The 24125-nt window shown below is 52.7% G+C and carries 16 protein-coding genes; 10 read left to right on the plus strand and 6 right to left on the minus strand.

What is annotated here, in order from left to right; translation table 11 throughout:
- Positions 1-169: 169 nt before the first annotated feature.
- The 3 genes from xdhC to xdhA are packed head-to-tail and all read right to left on the minus strand — an operon-like array spanning position 170 to position 4919.
- Positions 170-1105, minus strand: a complete 936-nt coding sequence (xdhC, locus tag MT343_RS16310; RefSeq protein ID WP_145466524.1) for a xanthine dehydrogenase accessory protein XdhC — start codon at positions 1103-1105, stop codon at positions 170-172.
- Entirely contained in the window at positions 1102-3462 is a 2361-nt protein-coding gene (gene xdhB / locus MT343_RS16315; protein ID WP_145466525.1) for a xanthine dehydrogenase molybdopterin binding subunit, read from the minus strand. The genes xdhC and xdhB overlap by 4 nt, the downstream gene beginning before the upstream one ends.
- The gene (gene xdhA / locus MT343_RS16320) at positions 3459-4919 is read right to left on the minus strand and encodes a xanthine dehydrogenase small subunit (RefSeq protein ID WP_186435770.1); all 1461 of its coding nucleotides are present in this window, start codon (positions 4917-4919) and stop codon (positions 3459-3461) included. The genes xdhB and xdhA overlap by 4 nt, the downstream gene beginning before the upstream one ends.
- 273 nt (positions 4920-5192) lie before the next feature.
- On the opposite strand from xdhA, the gene MT343_RS16325 reads away from it, so the two are divergent.
- The 5 genes from MT343_RS16325 to MT343_RS16345 all read left to right on the plus strand — a co-directional run bounded on the left by MT343_RS16325 (position 5193) and on the right by MT343_RS16345 (position 11014).
- The gene (locus tag MT343_RS16325) at positions 5193-6731 is read left to right on the plus strand and encodes an ABC transporter ATP-binding protein (RefSeq protein WP_186435789.1); all 1539 of its coding nucleotides are present in this window, start codon (positions 5193-5195) and stop codon (positions 6729-6731) included.
- Positions 6724-7794 (plus strand): ABC transporter permease, encoded by a 1071-nt coding sequence (locus tag MT343_RS16330; RefSeq protein WP_145466528.1) that lies wholly within the window; start codon positions 6724-6726, stop codon positions 7792-7794. Before MT343_RS16325 ends, MT343_RS16330 begins: the two co-directional genes overlap by 8 nt.
- A gap of 3 nt (positions 7795-7797) precedes the next feature.
- Positions 7798-8724 carry an ABC transporter permease gene (locus MT343_RS16335; protein WP_145466529.1) on the plus strand — a complete coding sequence of 309 codons (927 nt, stop codon included), beginning with the start codon at positions 7798-7800 and terminating at the stop codon, positions 8722-8724.
- A gap of 679 nt (positions 8725-9403) precedes the next feature.
- The gene (locus tag MT343_RS16340; protein WP_145466530.1) at positions 9404-10174 is read left to right on the plus strand and encodes a DUF5020 family protein; all 771 of its coding nucleotides are present in this window, start codon (positions 9404-9406) and stop codon (positions 10172-10174) included.
- Between the two features lie 141 nt (positions 10175-10315).
- On the plus strand, positions 10316-11014 hold the full coding sequence (locus MT343_RS16345; protein ID WP_145466531.1) for a TetR/AcrR family transcriptional regulator: 699 nt from the start codon (positions 10316-10318) through the stop codon (positions 11012-11014).
- 44 nt (positions 11015-11058) lie between these two features.
- On the opposite strand, the gene MT343_RS16350 is transcribed toward MT343_RS16345, so the two are convergent.
- Entirely contained in the window at positions 11059-12717 is a 1659-nt protein-coding gene (locus MT343_RS16350) for a sensor histidine kinase (RefSeq protein WP_186435771.1), read from the minus strand.
- A gap of 347 nt (positions 12718-13064) precedes the next feature.
- On the opposite strand from MT343_RS16350, the gene MT343_RS16355 reads away from it, so the two are divergent.
- Positions 13065-14417 carry an 8-oxoguanine deaminase gene (locus MT343_RS16355; protein ID WP_145466533.1) on the plus strand — a complete coding sequence of 451 codons (1353 nt, stop codon included), beginning with the start codon at positions 13065-13067 and terminating at the stop codon, positions 14415-14417.
- A 183-nt stretch (positions 14418-14600) separates the two neighbouring features.
- Complete coding sequence (locus tag MT343_RS16360; protein ID WP_145466534.1) at positions 14601-16376, plus strand: GGDEF domain-containing protein; 1776 nt, start codon at positions 14601-14603, stop codon at positions 16374-16376.
- Here the strand turns inward: MT343_RS16360 and MT343_RS16365 are convergent, their stop codons facing one another.
- Entirely contained in the window at positions 16377-18191 is a 1815-nt protein-coding gene (locus MT343_RS16365) for a sensor domain-containing diguanylate cyclase (RefSeq protein WP_186435772.1), read from the minus strand.
- Positions 18192-18354: 163 nt separating this feature from the next.
- On the opposite strand from MT343_RS16365, the gene dapC reads away from it, so the two are divergent.
- The 3 genes from dapC (at position 18355) to MT343_RS16380 (ending at position 21905) form a co-directional block, all read left to right on the plus strand.
- Positions 18355-19548: a succinyldiaminopimelate transaminase gene (gene dapC / locus MT343_RS16370; protein WP_145466536.1), complete on the plus strand. Its 1194-nt coding sequence runs from the start codon at positions 18355-18357 to the stop codon at positions 19546-19548.
- Positions 19549-19557: 9 nt separating this feature from the next.
- On the plus strand, positions 19558-19989 hold the full coding sequence (locus tag MT343_RS16375; protein ID WP_186435773.1) for a SufE family protein: 432 nt from the start codon (positions 19558-19560) through the stop codon (positions 19987-19989).
- 146 nt (positions 19990-20135) lie between these two features.
- Positions 20136-21905 carry an ABC transporter transmembrane domain-containing protein gene (locus tag MT343_RS16380; RefSeq protein WP_145466538.1) on the plus strand — a complete coding sequence of 590 codons (1770 nt, stop codon included), beginning with the start codon at positions 20136-20138 and terminating at the stop codon, positions 21903-21905.
- Between the two features lie 8 nt (positions 21906-21913).
- Here the strand turns inward: MT343_RS16380 and MT343_RS16385 are convergent, their stop codons facing one another.
- Positions 21914-23857: a methyl-accepting chemotaxis protein gene (locus MT343_RS16385; RefSeq protein WP_145466539.1), complete on the minus strand. Its 1944-nt coding sequence runs from the start codon at positions 23855-23857 to the stop codon at positions 21914-21916.
- Between the last annotated feature and the right edge of the window lie 268 nt (positions 23858-24125).

Below are 24125 nucleotides of genomic sequence, written 5' to 3' on the forward strand. Positions count from 1 at the left end.
CAGCAACGCAGGATGAGGGATTTTTAGCCATAACCCTTCGGGCTGAGGCCAGTTTTTTTCATTAACTTCGTCGTTCGTCATTCATTTAGCCCGCTAATATCACTCCTCTCTCCTTGTTCTGAGAAAAACTAGCTCTCAGCAGGACCTATTCAATTAGTGTCGACAGGCCCTAAGGATGACTTACAGGCTGATGTTCTGATGACGTCAGTGCGTCACCGGTCAGCCCTTCCTGCAATTGTTTCCAGCTCAGGCCTTTGCGCCGGGCTTTGTCTTCTGTATCTGTCGCAGCCGCTGAAGTTTTCCGTGCCAGCAGCTGGGCGGCGACCGATACCGCCACTTCCATCGGTAATTTCCCGCCGACCTGTGGCAGGCCGATGGGCATGGTCAGTTGCGCCAGTTGCTCAGCCGTTAACCCGGCATGTTGCAAACGCAGGGCAAAGCGCTCGGTTTTGGTTTGCGAGCCGATGCAGCCTATAAAACGGAAATCTGTACGCGCCAGTGCCGCCTGTAATAATTCAAAATCCAGCTGATGATTATGGGTCAGAATCACCAGCTCACTGCCTGCAGGCAGTTTTGCAATCATATCGACCGGTTCAGGCTGGCAAACACAATCAATATTGGCGGCCAGTGTATCTGCCGGCGGAAATTGTTCCGCGCGGTTATCCACCCAGATAACCGGCTGCTCCAGCCCGCCCAGAATATTCATCAGGGCTTTGGCCACATGACCGGCACCAAAGACCACCAGTGGTGCAGTCTGCAGCTGAAATAATTCCAGCAGTACGCTGACACTGCCGCCACAACACTGCCCGGCTTTGGCTGCCAGCGGGATTTTTTCCATTTTCTGCAAGGCAAGCGGGCCTGTTTTACTGAGCTGCGTACTGACTGTTCCGGCGGTTTCAGCCAACCATGCCCGCGCTTTCTGAATTAACTGAAATTCAAGCTGGCCACCGCCCAAAGTGTCAAACTGATCCTGAGCGGTGATGACCATCTTACTGCCGGGATCGCGCGGTACAGAGCCAGCACTGCCCATTACTGTGGCAATGACATAAGAGTCGCTGCGTTGCTGGCAGCGGGCAATTGCATCGTACCAGCGCACAAATTTCATGCCTTGCTCTCCTGCTGACAGAACATCAGCGCATTTAATACCCGCTCAGGGGTTGCCGGGGTATCCAGCGGCGGACTGATTTTATAATCCGCCACACTGGCGACCGCATCACGCAGAGCACACCAGACGGCAATGCCATGCATGAATGGCGGCTCGCCAACGGCTTTGGAGTTATAAATGGTATCTTCAGCGTTAGCGCGGTCGAACAGCTGCACATTAAAGTGTGCTGGAATATCAACCGATGTCGGAATTTTATAGGTCGCTGCGGAGTTGGATTGCAGACGGCCTTTATCGTCCCACAATAACTCTTCCGTGGTTAACCACCCCATGCCCTGAATAAAACCGCCTTCTATCTGGCCAATATCAATCGCCGGATTCAGCGAACGGCCAACGTCGTGCAGAATATCGGCACGCAGTACTTTATATTCACCGGTCAGGGTATCAATTTCGACTTCGGCGCAGCAGGCGCCAAAGGCAAAATAAAAGAACGGACGCCCACTGGCAGTGTCACGGTTGTAATGAATTTTTGGTGTGGCGTAATAACCGGTGGTCGAAAGGGATACGCGGTTCTGGTACGCCAGAGTGACGAAGTCGGCAAAGGAGATCCATTGCGCGCTGTTCTCATCGGCACCGATAACCACATGATTATTAATAAAGCGTACGTCGCTGGCATTCACCTGATAATGCTGTTGCGCAAACTGCACCAGCCGCGACTTAAGAATCTGGCAGGCATTCTGCGCGGCCTTACCATTTAAATCCGAGCCGGATGACGCCGCTGTTGGCGAGGTATTCGGTACCTTATCGGTCGCTGTGGCACTGGCCTGAATCATATCAATATCAAGATCGAACTCATGGGCAACGACCTGGGCCACTTTGGTAAATAACCCCTGCCCCATTTCTGTACCGCCATGATTCAGGTGAATCGAACCATCGGTATAGATATGTACCAGCGCACCGGCCTGATTTAAAAACTGAATGGTAAATGAAATACCAAAACGCACCGGTGTTAATGCCAGGCCGCGTTTTTTCCAGCGGTTAGTACGATTAAACTCGGTAATGGCGGCACGGCGTGCACGGTAGTCACAATCCTGTTCCAGCTGTTCAACCAGTTCGGGTAAAAAGAAATCCTCAACCGGCTGGCCGTAATGGGTACTGCCGCCGTCGCGGTAAAAGTTGGCCTTACGTACATCCAGCGGATCTTTACCCACTTTACGGGCAATATCGTCCAGCATGGCTTCGGCAAAAATCATTCCCTGCGGCCCGCCAAAACCACGATAAGCAGTATTCGATACGGTATTGGTTTTACAGCGATGACCGATGACACGGGCGTTATTCAGATCATAGGCGTTATCCACATGGAACATCGCTCGATCAACAATGGCATCGGATAAATCCGGCGAGTATCCGCAAAAACCGGCCAGCTCAATATCAGCACCGAGAATTTTACCGTTTTCATCAATGCCCAGCTGATAACGGTTATAAAAATCATGGCGCTTGCCGGTTAATACCATATCGTCCTGGCGGTCGAGACGCATTTTTACCGGACTGTTCTGGCGCCGGGCAAAAACCGAAGCGATACAACCCCACTGTGCCGCCTGGGTTTCTTTACCACCAAAACCACCGCCCATGCGCCGCACCTCAACCTGCACATGGTTGATTGGCAGATCCAGCACTTCAGAAACCAGCTTCTGAACTTCCGTCGGATGCTGGCTGGAGCAATATAATTTAATACCACCGTCTTCGGCTGGCAGGGCGTAGCTGATCTGGCCTTCCAGATAAAAATGCTCCTGCCCTTTTACATACAGCTCACCACTCATCTGTATCGGCGCTGCGGCAATAGCGGACGCAGCATCACCTTTCTGCATACTGTGTGCAGGGCGAACAAAGGCATTCTGCTGCAACGCATCTTTAATGGTTAACAGTGCCTGCTGTTCTTCATAACTGACCTGCGCCAGCAACACTGCACGCTTGGCCTGCTCAAAGCTTTCCGCCAGCACGGCAAATAGTGCCTGACCGTGAAATTCCACCACGCCATCGGCAAATATCGGGTCGCCTTTAAAGACCGGGCCAATATCTTTTTCACCGGGAATATCATCCAGTGTAATCACATCAACCACACCCGGCGCATTGCGCACGGCGGTTAAATTGAGCGACAGGATTTTTCCATGGGCAATGGTACTTTTTCCGACAGCAGCAAATAAGGTTCCGGCCAGTTCTGGCATATCATCAATATAGGTTGCCGTACCCAGTACGTGTTTTTCAGCGCTTTCATGCGCCAGCTTACTGCCGCTTTTACCTTTTACCGGACGCTGGCGACGTGCTTCCCAGGGCGTTACTTTTGAAGAAACCTGGCTCATGCTGCATCTCCTGCCTGTCCGGCGGTTAATTCCAGATAGCTTTTCAGCATCAGATTACGCGTAACCTGCAGACGATATTCTTTACTGGCGCGAACGTCCGACAGCGGCTGATAATCCTGCCCGATGAAGTTCGCAGCCTGTAAAAACGTACTTTCAGAAAACGGCTGGCCAATTAATGCCTGCTCGGTTTTCTGTGCCCGTAATGGCGTAGCCGCGACACCACCGCAGGCCAGACGTGCATTTTTTATAATGCCGTTCTGCACATCCATAAAGAGTGCAAACATAACCGCAGAAATATCATCATCGTAACGCTTACTGATTTTATGCAGCGTCAGCGATTCGCTGCTCTGTAATTTATTAATGCGTATGGCGCGTAAATATTCACCGGGTTGCAGCACGGTCTGTTTATAACCCAGATAAAAATCATTAATGGCAACCTCACGGCGGCCATGGTTTCCGTCAATTTCCAGCGTCGCATTTAACGCTAAAAAAGCGGGGGGCGTATCGCCAATCGGTGAAGCATTAGCAATATTGCCCCCCAAAGTGCCCATATTGCGGATCTGGCGTGAGCCAATTCGATGCAAGAGCTGAGCAAACGAAGGAAAAAGATCAGCCAGCTCATGCTCAGCCTGACTGTAGGTAACACCGGCTCCCAACCATAACTGCTCGTCCAGAACCTGTGTCCGGGCAAGCGTGCTGATACGGTTAAGGCAAATAATGGTGTCGAATTGTTTAAAGCGCTGGGTAATTTCCAGGCCTACATCGGTACCACCGGCCCACAGGCAGGCATCCGGATAGTCGCGCAGCAACGCTTTCAGTTGCTTTTCAGTTAATGGCATAAATAAACGGCGGCCATCAACATCCTGCAGCGCCGCCGGAGAACCATCGGCCGGTACATCGCTTTGCGGGTTAAAGGTTTGCACGCCATTGCGGGCTGATACCTCGCTGACATCACAGGCTGGCAGTGCCGCCATTTTATGTGCGGCTTCGATAATCGGACGATAGCCGGTACAACGGCACAGGTTTCCGGAAAGAGCAGCGTGAATCTGCTCATCCGTTAACACGCTTTGCTGCACGTGCAGGCCCGTCTGCTGATACAGATTAGCCAGCGACATAACAAAGCCCGGAGTGCAGAATCCGCATTGTGAACTATGGCAATCAACCATCGCCTGCTGTGCCGGATGCAATTGTCCGGCGCGACCAATACCAGAAGGGGTTAACAGATAGCGTTCGTGCACATTAGCCATTAACGCAATACAGGCATTCAGTGTGCGGTATTCAATACCACGCTCTGTCATTTCACCCAGCATCAATGTGCAGGCTCCGCAATCTCCCGCTGCACAACCTTCTTTTGCATCAGGTTGCATCATCGTGGTGCGCAGGTATTTCAGAATGGTACAATTTGGATCAATTTTATTGTCTTCAATCCAGCGACCGTTTAGGTTAAATCGAATCACGCTTACACCTGTTTTCTGCCCGACAGCTCTGTTTATCCGTGCGGCCTGTACGCCCTGAAAGCGTATTCGCGGCGGCATCGCCCGACAGAGCTGAATTTCAGTAGAGAATTCTGTCCGGGGAATGCGTTGCAATTTCCTGACCAACTGGTCAAGCATATAACAAAACATGCTGAGATGCGTAGCTGCAGCATGTGGCAAGCTAATTGCTAACGATTTGTCCAAGTGGTCAGCTTTTAAATTTGAGGAATCTTAGTGCCAGCACAAGAATCAACCATGCGCCTGCATCTGAGCGGTATCCGCAAAGAGTATCCGGGCTGCCTTGCCAACGATGATATTGAATTGTTGGTGAATGCCGGCGAGACCCACGCCTTACTTGGGGAAAACGGCGCCGGCAAAAGTACCCTGATGAAGATTATCTACGGCGTAATCAAACCCGACGCCGGTAAGATTGCCTGGCAGGGTGAAGCCATTCAGATGAACGGCCCGGCTCATGCGCGCCAGCTGGGTATTGGTATGGTGTTCCAACATTTCTCACTGTTTGAAACCCTCACCGTTGCCGAAAATATTGCCCTGAGCCTGCCGGCAGACGAAAGCCGGGACATGGAAGCACTGAGTCAGCGCATCCGCGAGATTTCCACGCACTATGGAATGGCACTGGACCCTGACCGCCATGTACATACGCTCTCGGTCGGTGCACAGCAGCGGGTCGAAATTGTCCGTTGTCTGTTGCAGGACATTAAGCTGTTGATTCTCGATGAACCCACTTCGGTTCTTACCCCGCAGGAAGTACGCGAACTGTTCCGCACCCTGAAGACCCTCGCTGCTGAAGGCTGCTCCATTCTGTTTATCTCCCACAAGCTCGACGAAGTGACCGAGCTCTGCAATGCCGCTACCGTATTGCGCAACGGCCGTGTTACCGGACGTTGCAACCCACAGGAAGTCAGCAGTGAAGATCTGGCGCGGATGATGGTGGGTGAAGATACTCCGCTGAATCAGAATTATCAGAAAGCCGAGGGCGGAGAGACCGCACTCAGCCTGAACAACCTCAGCTTTACCCCGGAAGATCCGTTCGGCGTTACCCTTAACAACCTGAACCTTAAGGTAAAAGCCGGCGAAATTCTCGGCATCGCCGGTGTTGCCGGCAATGGTCAGGACGAACTCTGCGCACTGCTCAGCGGCGAAGAAACCACCAGTCCTGAAAGCATCGAATTGCTCGGCCAGAATATCGGTGCCATGAGCCCCGATCAGCGCCGTCGGCTGGGTTTTGCTTTTGTACCCGAAGAACGTCTGGGACGTGGCGCCGTCCCAAATATGTCGCTGGTCGAAAATACGCTGCTCAGCAGCAGTCATCGTGATTTGAAAGCCAATGGCTGGATTAACTACCGCAAAGTACGCGAATTCGCCCGCGATATTATTGAAAAATATAACGTTAAATGCGCCAACGAATATGCTCAGGCGAAAAGCCTGTCCGGCGGTAATCTGCAGAAATTTATTATCGGCCGTGAAATAGAACAGCAGCCGAAATTGCTGGTGTGTTCCCATCCAACCTGGGGTGTGGATATTGGCGCTGCGATTTTGATCCGCCATGCACTGATCCAGCTGCGCGACGAAGGCGCCGCTATTATTGTGGTATCCGAAGATATTGATGAGCTGTATCAGATTTCTGACCGCATCGGCGCCATCTGTGACGGGCAACTGAGCCCGGTAAAACCAACCCAGGACGTGGGTATCGAAACACTGGGTCAGTGGATGGCCGGTCAATTTGGTCACGACAGTGCCAATCCATCCTCGTTGGAGAGCGCACATGCTTAAGCTTGAAAAACGTCAGGCCGATTCCCGCCTGATGAGTTATGTATCCCCTCTTATCGCTATTGTGCTGACCCTGCTTGCCGGTGCGTTGCTGTTTTCTGTACTGGGTCATGACCCGCTGCACGCTCTGTATACCTTTTTCATTTCACCACTGACCAATGCCTATGGCTGGACCGAACTGGGAATAAAAGTAGCGCCATTGTTACTCTGTGCCATGGGTCTGACACTGTGTTACCGCGCCAAAATCTGGAATATCGGTGCCGAAGGCCAGTTTATTATGGGGGCACTGGGCGGCAGTATGGCTGCGCTGCAGTTTCTTGATGCTGAAAGCCGCTGGGTCCTGGTGCCGATTCTGATTGCCGGCAGCATCAGTGGTTTATTGTGGGGAGCACTGGCGGCGTGGCTGAAAACCCGCTTTAACGCCAACGAAATCCTGACCACCATTATGCTTAACTACATCGCCCTGAACGCTCTGCTGTACGCCGTACACGGGCCTCTGCGCGATCCGGCCGGATTCAATTTCCCGGAATCTGCCATGTTTGCCGATGCCGCGCTGTTACCCCTGTTCAGCGACGATTACCGCCTGAATATTTCCATTCTGTTTGCTCTGTTCTTTACCGTGGTTATCTGGACGGTGATGGCGCGCAGCTGGGTTGGTTATCAGATTCAGGTACTGGGTGAAGATGCCAAAGCAGCACGTTATGCCGGTTTTAATACCAACCGTCTGACCTGGTTTGCCTTGTTAGTCTGCGGTGCTCTGGCAGGCCTCGCCGGTGTTGCCGAAGTGACCGGACCGATTGGCCAGTTAATTCCTCACGTATCACCGGGCTATGGTTACGCCGCCATTATTGTGGTGTTCCTTGGCCGTATGCAGCCATTCGGTATTTTGCTGGCCAGTATGCTGCTGGCTCTGACCTTTATGGGTGGAGAAATGGTACAGATCGAAATGAGCCTGCCAAAATCCCTGACCGGATTATTCCAGGGCATGCTGCTGTTTTTCCTGCTGGCTGCGGATCTTCTGATCAGCTATCGCATTGTCTTTCAACCTCGTACAGCCCGGGCCTGAGTCATGGATATCGATTTAATTACAAATATTTTATTTGCCACGTTCAAAACCGGCACTCCGCTGATTCTGATTGCACTGGGTGAGATGGTCTGCGAAAAGTCCGGTGTTCTTAATCTGGGTCAGGAAGGCATGTTACTGGTTGGCGCCGTCGTCGGCTTTATTGCGGCATCCGTTACCGGCAATTATTTTCTGGCAACCTTCTGCGCCATATTCGCCGGTATGGGTATGGCCTTTCTGTTTGGCTACCTGTCTATCACACTGGCTTCCAATCAGGTTGCAACCGGCCTTGCGCTGACCATCTTTGGTGGCGGTCTGAGTGCATTTCTGGGTACAAATTATATTGGTATTGGCCTTGAGGGCATTCAGGTCTGGTCGGTGCCGCTGCTGAGCGATATCCCGGTGATTGGCAAAGTACTGTTTCAGCACGACCCACTGGTGTATTTAACCCTGGCGTTATTCGCGCTGGTTTTCTGGGTATTCCGCAGCACCCGTCTGGGGTTAAAAATCCGCGCTGTAGGTGAAAATCCGGAAGCGGCAAACGCCATCGGTATTAACGTACAGCAGATCCGTTTTATGGCCGTGCTGTTTGGTGGCGCCATGACCGGTCTGGCCGGCGCTTACCTGTCACTGGTTTACACCCCGATGTGGAGTGACGGCATGTCTGCAGGACGAGGCTGGATTGCATTGTCACTGGTTGTTTTTGCCAGCTGGAAAGCCGAACGTATTCTGCTGGGTGCCTATCTGTTTGGTTTTGCCAGTATTCTGCATCTGGTGTTGCAGGGAACACGTTTTGAAGTTCCGCCAAACATTATGGCGATGCTGCCTTATGCGGCCACCATTATTGTATTGGTCTGGCTTTCATCCGATGCGATAAAAACGAAAATGAGTGCACCAAAGTCTATTGGTCAGCCGTACCGGCCACTGGCTTAAAAACTAGGGCCTGTTGACACTAAGTAAATCCGGCCTGCTGAGAGCCAGTTTTTCTCAGAACAAGGAGAGAGGAGTGATATTGTCAGGAACATCCATGTTCCTGACCCTGCGGGCTTCGCGCCCCTCTGCTCCGGGCAGATGGGTAGCGGGTTAAATGAATGACGAACGACGATGTTAATGGGGAAAACTGGCCTCAGCCCGAAGGGTTATGGCTAAAAATCCCTCATCCTGCGTTGCTGTTCGCTCGCTTAACCCGTTACCAATCTGTCTGGAACAGGTTGGCGTGCCAACCCCGAAGGGGTGAAGCACAGGGATGTGCTGAACATCCCACACTCTCAGCGCCTTGCCTGAGAAATTTTTAGCCGATAACAGGTCTGTTTAATTAGTGTCGACAGGCCCTAGAAGATACTGGCCTGATCTGCTGTTTACAGAACCGCAGACAGGCCCGATTCTCTGGGATTAAGTCAGACGAAAATTATTTCTGAATAATGCCAAACCATTACCCGGCTAACGTTCCGGAAATGATAAAAAGACCAAAATGGTCAATGTTAAAAATAACAGGGAATTCATCTTTTAACGGATGAAATAAACGGAATTGATTGATAGATTGAGTGCGTTGATTAAACCAAATTCAAGCAACCTATTAGAAATAACACCTTGTAAAATCTGGAGAGAAAAAATGAAAAAGCAACTTCTGGCCATGGCCGTTATCGCTGCTGCTACCGGCACAGCCCAGGCAGAACAATTCTGGGCTGATAACAGCGTATCGTTACTGTACGGCGAAGACTACACCATGACCCCTAACAATGGTGAAAAAAACGCTGTAACCAACATGACTCTGGAACACGTTTCCGGTCATAGCTGGGGCAGCCTGTTCTTCTTCGTTGACCGTCTGGTTGGTGAAGGTGACTACAGCGAGACTTACGGTGAGTTTTCTCCAACGTTCACGCTGAAAAAATTTGAAGAAGGCAGCTTTGTAAAAGCTATTAATGCTGCTTTTACCTATGAATTCGGCTCCAGCACTACCAGCAAGTTTTTCCTGCCTGAAGGTGGCGCATATAGCCAAGATAACTACCTCTACGGTATTGGTGCTGACCTGAACATTCCTGGCATGAATTACTTCAGCACAACGTATTATTACTCTCAGCGTAATAACACTTTCACTAATGGTGATAACGACCATCAGCTGACTTTTGTTTACGGCTGGTCATCAGGCAACCTGAACATCGATGGTTTCCTCGACTGGTCTACAGGTACTGATCAGCATGATTCCGAGCTGAACTTCACCCCACAGCTTACCTATAACGTTGGCCCTGCTCTGGGTGTCAGCAACAAGGTAAAAGTAGGTGTTGAGTACAGCTACTGGAACAACAAATTCGGTGCTAAAGGCATGGAAGACAAAGACCGCGATCAGAACGCGATCAGCCTGCTGCTGAAAGTACACCTGTAATCATCCGGGTGTGATAAGGGGAGCCAGGTGCTCCCCTTATTGTCTGTCAGCGGATTTATCACTACCCATGCCGGATATGATACTCTTAGGCCCTCACAGACTATGTTATGCCAGATTCTGTTCTTACTGGCGGGAAGTGATATGAGCACACAAAAATACAAGACCGGCGCTATTCGTGAGCGCAACAATGAAAATATTCTTGCCGCAGCCGAGCAGGAGTTTGTATTACATGGTTTTAAGGGTACCAGCATGCAGGCCATTGCCGACCGTGCCGGCGTTCCCAAAGCCAATATCCATTATTACTTTAAGAACAAGGGCAATCTGTATCGTGCCCTGCTGGAAAATATCCTGACCACCTGGAACGAAGTACTGTCCGATATTAATGCCGACAGTGATCCTGCTCATATTCTGAGCCTGTTTATCCGTACCAAGATTCGTCTTTCCTATACCCATCCGAATGCATCTAAAATTTTCGCCATGGAAATCATTCAGGGCGCACCTTACCTGAAAGATTATATCAGTGGTGCAATGCGCTTATGGGTCAGAGAGAAAACTCAGGTAATTCAGAGCTGGATTGATGCCGGTAAAATCCGTGCCGTAGATCCGACCCATCTTATTTTTATGATCTGGTCATCAACTCAGCATTACGCTGACTTTGAAACCCAGGTACTCGAAGTAACCAACAAACGTCAGTATGAAGAAGAAGATATTCTGCGTATTGGTGATTTTCTTGAAGATATGATTCTGCGCGGCTGCGGCCTGACACCGCCAGGGCGTGCGGCCTATCTGGCGACAACAGATAATACAGAAACCAGCACAGAAGATACTGCTGCGGTTTAACCCATGCACTCACAGAACCCGCTCCGGGATTCTGTGAGTACGTTTCAGTGATTATTAATCACCAGCTTTAAGCCCTGCTCAGTCATCGTCCGATCATATCGGTCGAGATCCAGCGGTATGCGCAGGTGGATTTCTGCGCCCTGGTTTTCCGCACCCTGACGGCGTTCACAGACTTCGATACTGCCGTGCAGAATGCGTGTAACCAGATTATACGCCAGATGCATTCCCAGACCGGTTTTGCCCCGGTGCCGGCCCGTGGTAAAAAACGGATCAAAAATACGCTGACGTACCTCATTGCTGATACCAATACCATCGTCTTCATAGATCAGCGTCAGAAGGTTTTCTGTTACATCTATACTGCCATGTATCTGAATATGACTGTCACCACCGTCCGGATAGCCATGATCCAGCGAGTTACCAATCAGTGCTCCCATTACCAACCCAAGCGTCTGCCGGCAGGTGTTCAGAATAACCGGCTGGCTGAGGTTATATTCGATACGACAGGTGTTGTCTTCAACAAAAAAGTCATCATTGTTACCGGCAAATTCCTGCAGAAATTCTTCCAGTGAAAAGCGCGAGCGGAAATCACTTTCTTCATCAACTGCCAGCGATTTAAAGGTACGCACCAGGCGGTGCGAGCGGTTCAGGTTTTCATCGATCAGTAACAAACCTTCTGAAATATTATTAATCTGTGCTGAGAAAGTATTTTTATCCAGCGTGCCATTTTTAATCCGTTCCTGAATTAATAATACTGAATCTTCGATATAACTCCGGGCCGTTACACAGATCCCCAGTGGAGTATTCAGTTCATGGGCAACCCCGGCGACCAGACTGCCCAGCTGGGCCATTTTTTCATTTTCGACCTGCTCATGCCGGTCTTCCTGCAAGGTATCAATTAAACGATTAAGGGAATTGATGGCGTTATTCAGCTCTCCCGTGCGCTCTTCTACTTTTTGTTCCAGCCGGTTGTTGAGCTGTTGCAATTCATGGTCGGAATAATCTCGCTCAGCCATTACCTGCTGAATCTGCTGACATAAGTGATTAATGGTACGGCCAATACGGTTCAGCTCGTCATTCTCTCCACCATCATCCGGCAACTGTACCGGTGCACGAATATCACCACGCTCCGCCCAGTCAGAAAGGGAACGCAGCTGAGAGCCGGCATAACGACTGAACAGCCGGATCAGCGCAAACAGAAGTAAAGCCGCTAACAGCAGAATAATAACCAGATGCTTGAGCAGCACGACCGGAGCCGTAGCCATAACCTGTTGCCGCATGGCCACTAAATCCAGCTGTAAACGTAAACTGCCGACCAGAATACTGCGCTCGCCATTGTCGTAGTGCAGATCAAATTGCCGCTCCTGCAGAATCCTGTCACCAGACCCTGCCTCTTCTGCCTGACCGGCAGAGAAGTATTCGCCATTACCGGCATCCAGCATGGCATAGCGGATATAAGGGAACTGCACCAGAGCAGCCAGCTGAGATTCAACCTGCGGAATATCAAAGCTCCACACACTCTGCGCCAGGGCATTCAGGTAGCCGCTGCTGATCTGTTGCAGCAGAGCTTCGTTGTTACGGTATTCCGTGCGGTAAGCGCTGTACAGGGCCACTGCAGACGACAACAGAGCAAGCAGCAGGCTGGACAGAAACAGATGGATCAGCAACCGTCGGCCGGAAGCACTGCGCCAGTAAAATGCACTCATATTCCCTCCCTGCATATTCCCTTGCTTAGCGTTCCGTGAGCACAGGTTCTATGAGTGTAGAAAAGCACTAGCTGATAGCCAGCCCAACAGGAATGAGAATAGAAAACAGTCTGTAGGCGAACTGCGATAGACCTGTTATTTATAAATCGCATCACAAAGTGGCCACTAACCTCGCCACATTACTTGCCCGTCTGATACAGCCTGTTATCATCAACGCCGGCAGATTAACACCTGGTCACTGCTAACGATCCGCCGCACGCCTGTGCGGTTTATTCTTATTCGTTAGCGACCGGTGCCCAGTCCTTCCTGTCTGCCACCGCCGCAGCGAAACTTTGCGGAGCACAATCATGAACACTCTCTGGATTAAACATCCCCGCGCCGTATTTACCAGCAACCAGCTGGACGCCAGTGGCGGGCTGGTGATCGCCGATGGCCGTATCCTTGAAGTGCTGGCCGCCGGGCAGCAACCCTCCGGCCCTGTCAGTCAGGTATTCGATGCCAGCGCGCACGTTGTCTTGCCCGGGCTGGTGAATACCCATCATCATTTCTACCAGACCCTGACCCGCGCCTGCCCTCCGGCACTCAACAAGCGCTTATTCCCCTGGCTGCAGACGCTTTACCCTATCTGGGCCGGGCTGACCCCGGCACAACATGCGCTGGCCACGGAGCTGGCAATGGTCGAGCTGTTGCTGTCTGGCTGCACCACGGTGGCCGACCATCATTATCTGTTTCCGGCCGGGCTGGAAAACGCCATCGATATTCAGGCCGAAACCAGCTTAAAACTGGGCATGCGCGCCACCCTGACCCGTGGTTCGATGAGCCTGAGTGTGGATGATGGCGGCCTGCCACCGCGTTCGGTGGTGCAGACCGAACAGGTAATTCTGGATGACAGCAAACGCCTGATTGAACACTGGCACCAGCGTGATGATCAGGGGCTGCTGGAAGTCGCTCTGGCGCCCTGCTCGCCGTTTTCGGTGACCCCTGACATCATGCGTGCCAGTGCGGAGCTGGCAGCACAATACGATGTCGGCCTGCATACCCATCTGGCGGAAACCGAAGATGAAAATGCTTTCTGCCTGAAGATGTTTGGCCAGCGGCCACTGGATTATCTGGACTCGGTCGGCTGGCTGAATAACCGCACCTGGCTGGCGCACGGCATTCATTTTAACGATGAAGAAGTGCAGCGCCTCGGAGCGGCGGGCACCGGTATCTGCCACTGTCCGTCATCCAATATGGTGCTGGCATCCGGAATCTGCCGGGTAAATGAATTACGCGCCGCCGGCAGCCCAGTCGGGCTCGGTGTGGATGGCAGCGCCTCCAACGACCACAGCAATTTAATGCAGGAAGTGCGGCAGGCATTATTAATTCAGCGCCTGCGCTATCAGGCCGATGAGTTCACCCATCTGGATGCGTTACATCTGGCCACCAAAGGCTCGGCTCAGGTGTTACGGCGCGATGATATTGGCGAACTGGCGCCCGGTAAGCGTGCTGATATTGCTTTCTTTAAACTCGATGAACCGCGTTTCAGCGGCGCTCATGACCCACTGGCAGCGCTGGTGCTGTGTGGTGCAAGTCAGGCTGACGCGGTGATGATCAACGGGGACTGGAAAGTACGCGATAAACAATGGCTGGGCGGCGATATCCACCAGCTGATGGCCAACCACCAACAGGCGGCCAAGCAGTTGTTCAGCGGACACTGAATCCGGAAAGCGGTCAGCAGGACAATTTTCTGCCTGCTGACCAGCGTTATCTTTATGCTTTTTCTCAGCAGGCCAGCGCTGCTCACATCCTCTTACACAACCGCTGATTTTGTTTACCATTTTGTCATCTGCAGGTCATGCAAGCGCCGCACTATACGCTGACTTTTTCTGTTTGGTTTTGATATGGCGCCCCATCTTCTGCAACGCAGTCTGGACGAGCTGATCAGCAAGGAAGCCATTCATACCGTGCTGCAACCCATAGTCGACCTGAGCCGCAACCGCGCTCTTGGCTATGAAGCACTCACCCGCGGAGCTTCGGGTCATCTATTACAGCGCCCGGATCTGATGTTCCAGGCGGCCCACCAGTTTGACCGGATTCCGGATCTGGAGATTCTCTGCATCCGCTCGGCTATCCGTCATTTTTCGCGGCAGCAAAGCGACGGCCTGTTATTTATTAATATCTGCCCGCAAAGCCTGCTCAACTATGGTGAGGAGATCAGCGAGCTGACCGAGCGTCTGACCCACAATGGTCTGCAGCCAACCGATGTTGTGCTGGAAATTTCGGAGCGCTTTCCGATTGAGAATACCGGTCAGTTCCTGACGCTGATCGGCCATCTGAAAGAACTGGGTTATGGCATTGCTATTGACGATCTGGGCAGCGGCTATTCCGGCTTAAAACTCTGGTCAGAGATCCGCCCCGACTACGTCAAAATCGACCGCCACTTTATCGACCGTATTGATCAGGACACGGTAAAGCAGGCCTTTGTTACCTCGGTGGTGCATCTGTGCGAACAGCTGCAGTGCGAAGTAATTGCCGAAGGTATTGAGACTCAGGGCGAGCTGAATTTAATCCGCAGCATGGGCATTCATATCGGTCAGGGTTATCTGCTGGGCAAACCACAGAGCAAAGCCGAATTCCAGACTCCGGAGCACGGCCTGAGCCTCACCAGTCCGGTGCATGCCAATGGCGTCGAGCAGCCAATCGGCAACCTGTGCCAGCCGCTGGAAACCATTGCCGCCTCGCTGCCGATGCGCGAAGTTGATGAACTGTTCCGTGAAAATCCGCTGTTAATGTCACTGCCGGTACTGGAGGAGGAGCGCCCGGTCGGATTGCTGCACCGGCGCAAACTGCTGGAATTATTCGCCCAGCCATACGGCCGTGCGTTGTTTGAGCGTAAAACCGTCGGCCATTTTATGCAGCAGAATCCGCTGATCGTCGATTGCGCCATGACCCTGGAAGCGGTCAGTAAAGTACTCACCGATGACGACGACGAAGACCTGCGCCAGCACCTGATTGTTACCTGCGAAGGTCGTTATCAGGGCGTGGTAAACAGCAAAGACCTGCTCAAACACATTACCGACAGTCAGATTCAGAAAGCCCGTTACGCCAACCCGCTAACCCTGTTGCCGGGCAATGTACCGATCGACGAACATGTGGAACAACTGCTGCGCCAGCAGAGCCACTTTTATCTGCTGTACCTCGATCTGAACCATTTTAAGCCCTATAACGACCAGTACGGCTACCGTCAGGGCGATGCGGTATTACGCTGGCTCGGCCGCTTGCTGCAACAGCACAGTTCAGCACTTAATTTTGTCGGCCATATTGGTGGCGATGATTTTGTACTGATCAGTCAGGAAGCGGATTTTTATCCGCTGTGTGAGCAACTGCTGCAGGCGTTTAATCAGCAATGTTCTGAGTTTCACCGCAACGACGACTGGAGTCGTGGCTATCTTAACGCCCATGACCGCAGCGGCCAGCTGAGCCGTATTCCGCTGCTCGGTTTAGCCATTGGCGTGGTGCCCTCAACGCTGATTGAAAATCAGGACCCGCAGAGTCTTGCCCAGCTGGCAGCACAGGCAAAACAACAGGCTAAACAAAAAACAGGCAGCGCCTGGCATTGCCTGGGACAGGAGATGCAACCCATCCTGCCGGTTGCCATTAAAGCCGCAGGCCACTGATCAGCGACGGTAGTCGGCGGCAATTTTGTAGCCGTCACGGGTCGAGTGTTTTACTTCATACATCGCCTGGTCAGCCGCGTTCAGCAGCTCTTCGCCATCGGTTTCTCCCAGACGGCCGACGGCGATACCGGTACTTGCACTCAGGTTATGAATCTGCGGCCAGTCCGGCACCTGCAACTCACGCAACTGTTGCTGCAGACGCCGGGCAAAGGTTTCCGCGCCCTCGGCTCCGCAATCAAGCAGCAGCACCGCAAACTCTTCCCCGCCCAGCCGTGCCAACCGGTCACGGTCACGCCCAAGGCGGCGCAACAATGCACCAAACGCCGCCAGCACGGCATCACCGGCGGCGTGACCAAAACCATCGTTAATACGTTTAAAGTGATCCAGATCGATCCACAAAACCGCGACACTGCCCTGCCACTGTTTCAGTTGCTGCAATTGCTCCAGCAAAGCACGACGATTCAGCAGGCCGGTCAGACCATCCACATCCGCCAGCACCTGCAGCTGCTGGTTGGCATCCAGCAGGGCGTTGGCTTTTTCCGCCAGCGCCTGAGTACGCTCCGCCACCCGCTGTTCCAGCTCGCGGTTTATCAGCCGCAGTTCTTCGCTCAGGCGTACAATTTCCTGCCGTGACCAGACCCGGTTCAGCAGGAAGTTACAGATCATCGACACAATAAAAATCAGAAACCCCAGCGGCGACCAGTACTGTCCGCTCAGCAGCTGATTATTCAGCAGCACATCGTGAATAACCGCCACACCCAACAGCATCGTCCCCGGCAGAATCAGCCAGGCACCACGACGGCCTAGATACACCATACGCAGCAATACCGATGTCGCCACCACCACGCCCAGCAGCAGCAAACCACCAAAGATTCCCAGTAATGCGGTAAACCACAGCGGCGGTAACAACAGACAGAGCAACGCGGCTAACAGGAAAGGCAGGCTGAACAGATTACGCAGACTCCGGCTGAAATCGGTACCGAAAGCAGAGTGCAGCCAGCCAAACAACAGCACCGGGCTGACCAGCATGCTGATATAAATCACCCGGATATGCAGCTCCCAGGGTGGATTAAGGCTCAGCATCCAGTACAGCGGGGCAAATGAGGTGGTACCAAGGCGTACACCCAGCATCAGGGTAAACAGCCCCAGCCACAGTCCGGTGCGGTCTTTACGGTCTACCGTATATTCCATCACCAACAGCAGACCAATCAGCAATAACAGCAGCAGGATAACGGCTTCATAAATCACATGCTGGGCGTAGCCTCGGGTAATCTGATCTTCCGGGCCCAGTAACAGTGGCTGCCAGGGCCCGGCACTGTGATGGTGATAATTAGCAACCTGCAGCACCAGCTGCAGACGGCCATCAGCGATACCTCCCAGTCTGACCCAGCGATTGCCCTGATAGGGTTGTACCTCCTGACGGGCAGTACCCACGCGGCCGCCATGCAGAATATCGCGGCCATTGGCTAACAGGCGGAAACTGGTGGCTATTTCCGGCACAAACAACGCCCAGTCAACCTGCGGATCAAGGCCCTGAATATCCAGCACGAAGGTGGCGTAGCCCTGCCCCGGATACTCATATCCGGCCTGACCATTTTCATCCCAGGTTGAGGGCATGGTGAACAGTGGCCAGTCATGGCTGCCGGTGCCATCACTCAGCTGCTGCCAGGCAAAACGCCACTCTCCCGCCAGAGCCAATGGCTGCGTTACCGGCCTGCCGGACAGATTCATCACGCCCTGCTGCGCCCGGAACTCTTGCGCTATTTCCGCCTGCAATTCTGTGGCAGATAAGATCAGCAGCCAGGCTAATATCAAACAAATACGCCGCCGCATTATTCTCCGTCCGAAACAATATCCGTGCTGAAACTATGGGTGGCATGATGGCCAGCGTCAAATTCCGGCAGGCCGCCAAAGCAGCATCCTGCGCAAATGCCTGTATAATGCCGCGCAACTGAAATTCCGAACTCCGGTGGAAGGCATGAATCCCGATCTGAGCAAATTACAGCCCTATCCCTTTGAGAAACTCGCTAAGCTGAAAGCCGCCGTTACGGCGAATGCACAGCTGCCACATATCGCGCTGTCCATCGGCGAGCCTCAGCATCCGTCTCCGGCCTTTGTACAACAGGCGATGATCGACAATATCAGCCGTCTGGAAAACTACCCGACCACCAAGGGCCTGCCACAGCTGAGCGAAGCCATTGCCAGCTGGCTCAAAGGCCGCTTCAGTCTGGATAACATCGACCCGGTGTCGCAGGTGATTCCGGTCAACGGCACGCGCGAAGCGATTTTTGCCTTTACCCAGGCGGTGGTTGACCGCAGCCAGCCCGATGCCCTGGTGGTCAGCCCGAATCCGTTCTATCAGATTTACGAAGGCGCAGCCTATCTGGCCGGTGCCACACCGCATTTCCTGCCTTGTCTGGCCGATAATGATTTCCACCCGGATTACAACGCCGTGCCGGCGGATGTCTGGCAGCGCTGCCAGTTATTGTTCCTGTGCACACCGGGCAACCCGACCGGTGCGGTACTGAGCTTCGAACAGTTTCAACAGCTGATTGAACTGGCCGACCGTTACAACTTCGTACTGGCCAGTGATGAGTGCTATTCCGAAATTTATGTCGATGGCAAAGAAGCGCCGATGGGCCTGCTCGAAGCCTGTGCCCGCTTAGGCCGTCACGATTATAAAAACTGCGTGGTGTTTCATTCGCTGTCCAAGCGCTCCAATCTACCCGGCCTGCGTTCCGGTTTTATTGCCGGTGATGCCGCGCTGTTAAAACCTTTCCTGCTATACCGTACTTACCACGGCTGCGCGATGCCGCTGCAGACCCAGCTGGCCTCCATTGCCGCCTGGAATGACGAACAGCACGTTGCCGATAACCGTGCGCTGTACACACAGAAATTCCGCGCGGTAATAGAAATTCTTAATCCGGTGATGGCGGTGGAGCAGACCGACGCCAGTTTTTATTTATGGGCAAAAACCCCGATTAATGAAGAAACCTTCGCCCAGCAGTTATTTGCCCAGCAGAATGTGACCGTGCTGCCCGGCTCCTATTTATCGCGCACCGTCGATGGTATTAATCCCGGTGAAAACCGCGTACGTATGGCACTGGTGGCTGGTGTTGATGAATGCATCGAAGCCGCTCACCGCATCCGCCGTTTTGTTGAATCTCTGTAAGGACTGATTATGGCTTTAGTACAGAACCCGTTCGGCGCAGACATCAGCACCGACGATATCCTCGACACCCTCGGCTTTTTTGACGACTGGGAAGAGCGCTACAAATACATCATCGATCTGGGTAAACAATTACCGGCGATGAGTGATGACAAGAAAAACGATACCTACCTGCTGCGCGGCTGCCAGAGTCAGGTGTGGATCGACAGCGAATTAAATAACGGCGTGCTGACCTTTGAAGCCGACTCCGACGCCCATATCGTGCGCGGTTTACTCGGTGTGGTGCTGGCCGCATACAACCATAAAACCCCGGCGGACATTATCGCCTTCGATATCGACGATTATTTCAGCAAGATTGATCTGGTCAAACACCTGAGTCCGACCCGCGGCAATGGCCTGCGCGCCATGGTACAGCGCATTCAGGACACCGCGCGTAACGCCTGAGTGCTTCTGCTAATAACAGCGCCCCGGCGCTGTTATTATTTCCGGAGCTATTTTCCCCTTCAGGTCCGCACGGCGGATGTTCACCTTGCTCTGGCTGGTACTAATCGCTAGCCTGAAGCACATCCTTTTATACAAAGACCTCTCCGATGCTGCGCTGGCTCTGGCAATTTATCCGTCCTTACAAATTCCGTTTAACCATTGCCATCATTGCCCTGGTCGCCACCGCCGGGCTTACCCTGGGCCTCGGTCAGGGTGTGCGCTTAATGGTCGATAATGGCTTTGCCGCACAATCCACTCAGGGACTGGCCGACGCCCTGCAGTTGTTCGCTGTACTTGTTGTACTGGTTTCTACCGGGGCTTATTTCCGCTTTTATATGGTGTCGTGGCTCGGTGAACGGGTCGTGGCCGACATACGCAAGCAGCTGTACCAGCATCTGGTCAGCCTGCCTCCCAGCTTTTTTGAAGATAATCTGGCCGGTGAAATTCAGAGCCGGGTAACCACCGACACCACTCTGCTGCAGACGGTGATAGGTTCCTCGTTTTCCTTTGCCCTGCGTAATTCGCTGACCTTTATCGGTGGCATCACGCTGATGTTTTTAAGCAATTTAAAACTCAGCCTGATTGTTCTGGTCGCCGTGCCTTTAGTTGTTTTTCCGATGATTTATTTTGGCCGCAAGGTGAAAAAACTGTCCCGTGACAGCCAGGATAAAATTGCCAGTGTCGGCGCCTGGGCCGGTGAAAGTCTGCAGCATATTAAAGTGGTTCAGGCATTTACCCGCGAAGATATTGTTACCCAACAATTCGCCCTCGCCGCTGAAGGTGCTTTTGACGTAGCCCTGAAACGAATCCGCCAGCGCGCCTGGCTGATTGCTCTGGTAATGGTGCTGGTGATGGGTTCTGTGGCCGGTATGCTGTACATCGGCGGTAGTGATGTGATTGCCGGAAAACTGTCAGGCGGTGATCTGGCTGCCTTTGTGTTTTACGCCATTATGGTCGCCGGTTCGCTGGCGGCGGTAACCGAGGTCTATGGTGAAGTACAGCGTGCTGCCGGTGCCGCTGAACGCATCCGCGAGTTGCTGGCGACCGAAGCTGAAATTCAGTCACCACAGCAAAACACAACAATTCCGCCAGAGGAGCAGACCGGTCAGCCTCTAGTGAGCTTCCTCGATGTGCATTATCACTACCCCAGCCGTCCGGACAGTAAAGCCATCAGCCATTTAACACTGGATATTCAGCCCGGCGAGCGTATTGCACTGGTTGGCCCATCCGGGGCCGGAAAATCCACATTATTTGATTTATTACTGCGCTTCCGCGACCCGCAACAAGGCGATATTCTGCTGCATGGAAAATCGTTACGGGACTGGGATTTACAGCAACTGCGCAGCCAGTTTGCTCTGGTGCCACAGCAACCTGTGCTGTTCAGCGCCAATGTGCTGGATAACCTGCGTTACGGCAAACCCGATGCCAGTGAAGACGATATTCTGGCCGCTGCCAAAGCCGCCCATGCCGATGAATTTATTCAGCAATTACCGGATAAATATCAGTCATTTTTAGGTGAGCAAGGGGTGAAATTATCGGGCGGACAGAAACAACGGCTGGCCATTGCCCGTGCTATTTTGCGCGATCCGGAAATATTATTGCTGGATGAAGCCACCAGCGCCCTCGATGCCCAGAGCGAACATCTGGTGCAGCAGGCTCTGGATGTATTAATGAAAAACCGCACCACCTTTGTTATCGCCCACCGCCTGGCAACCATCACCAATGTTGACCGTATTGCGGTATTTGATCATGGGCAACTGGTGGCGATAGGAACACATCTGGAGCTGATGCAACATTCGCCACTGTACAAACGCCTGGCCGATCTGCAGTTTAAAAACACCCAGTTTAAAAACACCGACGATCAGCCAGCCCGGTGACCCTGAATTTAAACCCGGAAGCGGCTGACCAGCGCTGACAGATCATGCGACAGATTACCAAGGGAATCAGAGTTCTCTTTCAGCTGTCGCGAGCTGTCGTTGGCATTGGTCGCTTCGGTATTAATGCGGATAATATTCTGGTTAATTTCTTCCGCCACCAGATGCTGTTCTTCAGCGGCAGCGGCAATCTGGGTCGCCATATCACGGATACGGGCGACGGATTCTTCGATGGACTCAAATACCGCACGGGTCTGCTCGGTGGTTTCTGCGGTTTCCCGTGAGTGATCCAGGCTGCTGGCCAGTTTGCCCGACACTTCACTGGTGCGGTTAATCAGCGAGGTAATCATCTGATCGATTTCTTCGGTTGATTCCGCAGTGCGCCCGGCAAGAGTCCGTACCTCATCGGCCACCACCGCAAAGCCGCGCCCCTGTTCACCGGCGCGGGCCGCCTCAATAGCAGCATTCAGTGCCAGTAAATTGGTCTGTTCGGCGATACCACGGATGGTATCGAGAATGGTGGTGATATTGCGCGACTCCACGGCCAGGGTCGACATTGCCTGGTTGGAATCTTCAATGACCTTTTCAAGAGCCGTTACCGCACTGGTCGTTTTCTGAATAAATTGCCGCCCGTCTTCAACATGATGCTGACTTTGGTCGGCGGCAATCGCCGTTTCGCTGCAATTTTTTGCCACCTCATTGGACGTCGCCACCATTTCATTAAACGCTGTCGATACCTGTTCTATCGAATTGGATTGCTGATCAGAAATACCCGCCAGCTGATCGGAAATAGCCTGTGCAGCCAGAGCCTGATTTTTTACATCTGCAGCCCCTTCATTAATATCGGATACCAGTGAATGAATCATGGTGATAAAGCGGTTAAAGGCGTTGGCCATCTGTCCGGATTCATCTGAGCTGAGCACTCTCAGTCTGCGCGTCAGATCCCCTTCGCCACTGGCAACCTCTTCCAGACCCCGGGTAACCGCACCAATTGGCTTGGCGATCAGGTTGCTGATCCAGTAGGCCAGCACAGCAAAAATACCCAGCAACACCAGACTGATCAGCAGAATGGTATTACGTACTTTAGTGGCAACAGCAAACACTTCATCAGCCGGAATAACGCCGATAAATTTCCAGCCCAACGCCGGTGACGTGTAGGCGGTTGCAAACCAACTCTGGCCATTCAGCTCGGTTTCAAACAGACCTTCGCGGGCAAAAAACTGCTGATAGGCTTCGTCCAGTTCTTTTATATTTTTAAAGTTATTTGCTTTATTGCCACTATCGGCCAGCACCGTGCCGGTTTCTTCCACCAGAATCAGATAGCCGGCTTTGCCGAACTGCACTTGTTTCACCATATCGGTCAGCTTACTCAGGGTGACATCCACTCCGACCACGCCCTGCAGACCACTGTCGGTGGTGAATGTATGCAGATAATCAAGCAGCGGGGCTCCGGTGTTTACGTCTTCATAGGCGGCGGCACGTACCGACTTGCCGGGGTCAGCCTGAGCGGCGATATACCAAGGGCGCTGACGCGGGTCATACTTCCCCAGATCACTGCCCGGCCACTGGATATAACCACCACTGCTGAGCCCCAGAAAAACATAGGCCAGATCCGGCCGTGCTTTACCGAAATCGTCCATCAGTGCATAGGCATCAGCCTCAACACTGCCACTGCGCTGAGCAAAGGTCGGTTTTGCTGCACCACGATAATCCGACACCGACTCATCCAGAGCTTTCAGCGCCTGGGTCGAAGCCAGAAAAGCGGCATCTTCTGCCAGGCCATTAAGGTAGAGACTGAATGCGGTATCAATATGACGGATTTCAGCACTGCTGCGGGTTTCAAAGCTGTTCAGGGCGCTGCTGCGCAACTCCATAACAACCAGAACGGTAATGATCAGCAAAGGGATAATGACAGCTGACAACAGTGCAACGGTCAGGCGGGTACGGATAAGCATGCAATGACTCCGGCGTAGGTAAACGACAGTCTTATTTGCAGCTTAGCCCGTTTTTTGATCAACACTTTTGTTAATAACAAACATTACAGCGCCAGGCCTGCGTACGCCGGGTGTACCGTCCCGGCGTGCGCGCAGGTGCTGGCCGGGCACGGGTACTGCTGCCAGATCAATACCCAGAGACCTTTACGACAACCGCAGAGGGTGGAAGGATAAGTAAGTTGAACTAGGCTCCAAGTAAACATCCGTTCATAAATTAAATGGGGGGGCA

The sequence above is a fragment of the Venatorbacter sp. C2-1 genome (assembly GCF_022832715.1).
Classification (GTDB): domain Bacteria; phylum Pseudomonadota; class Gammaproteobacteria; order Pseudomonadales; family Oceanobacteraceae; genus Venatoribacter; species Venatoribacter alkanivorans.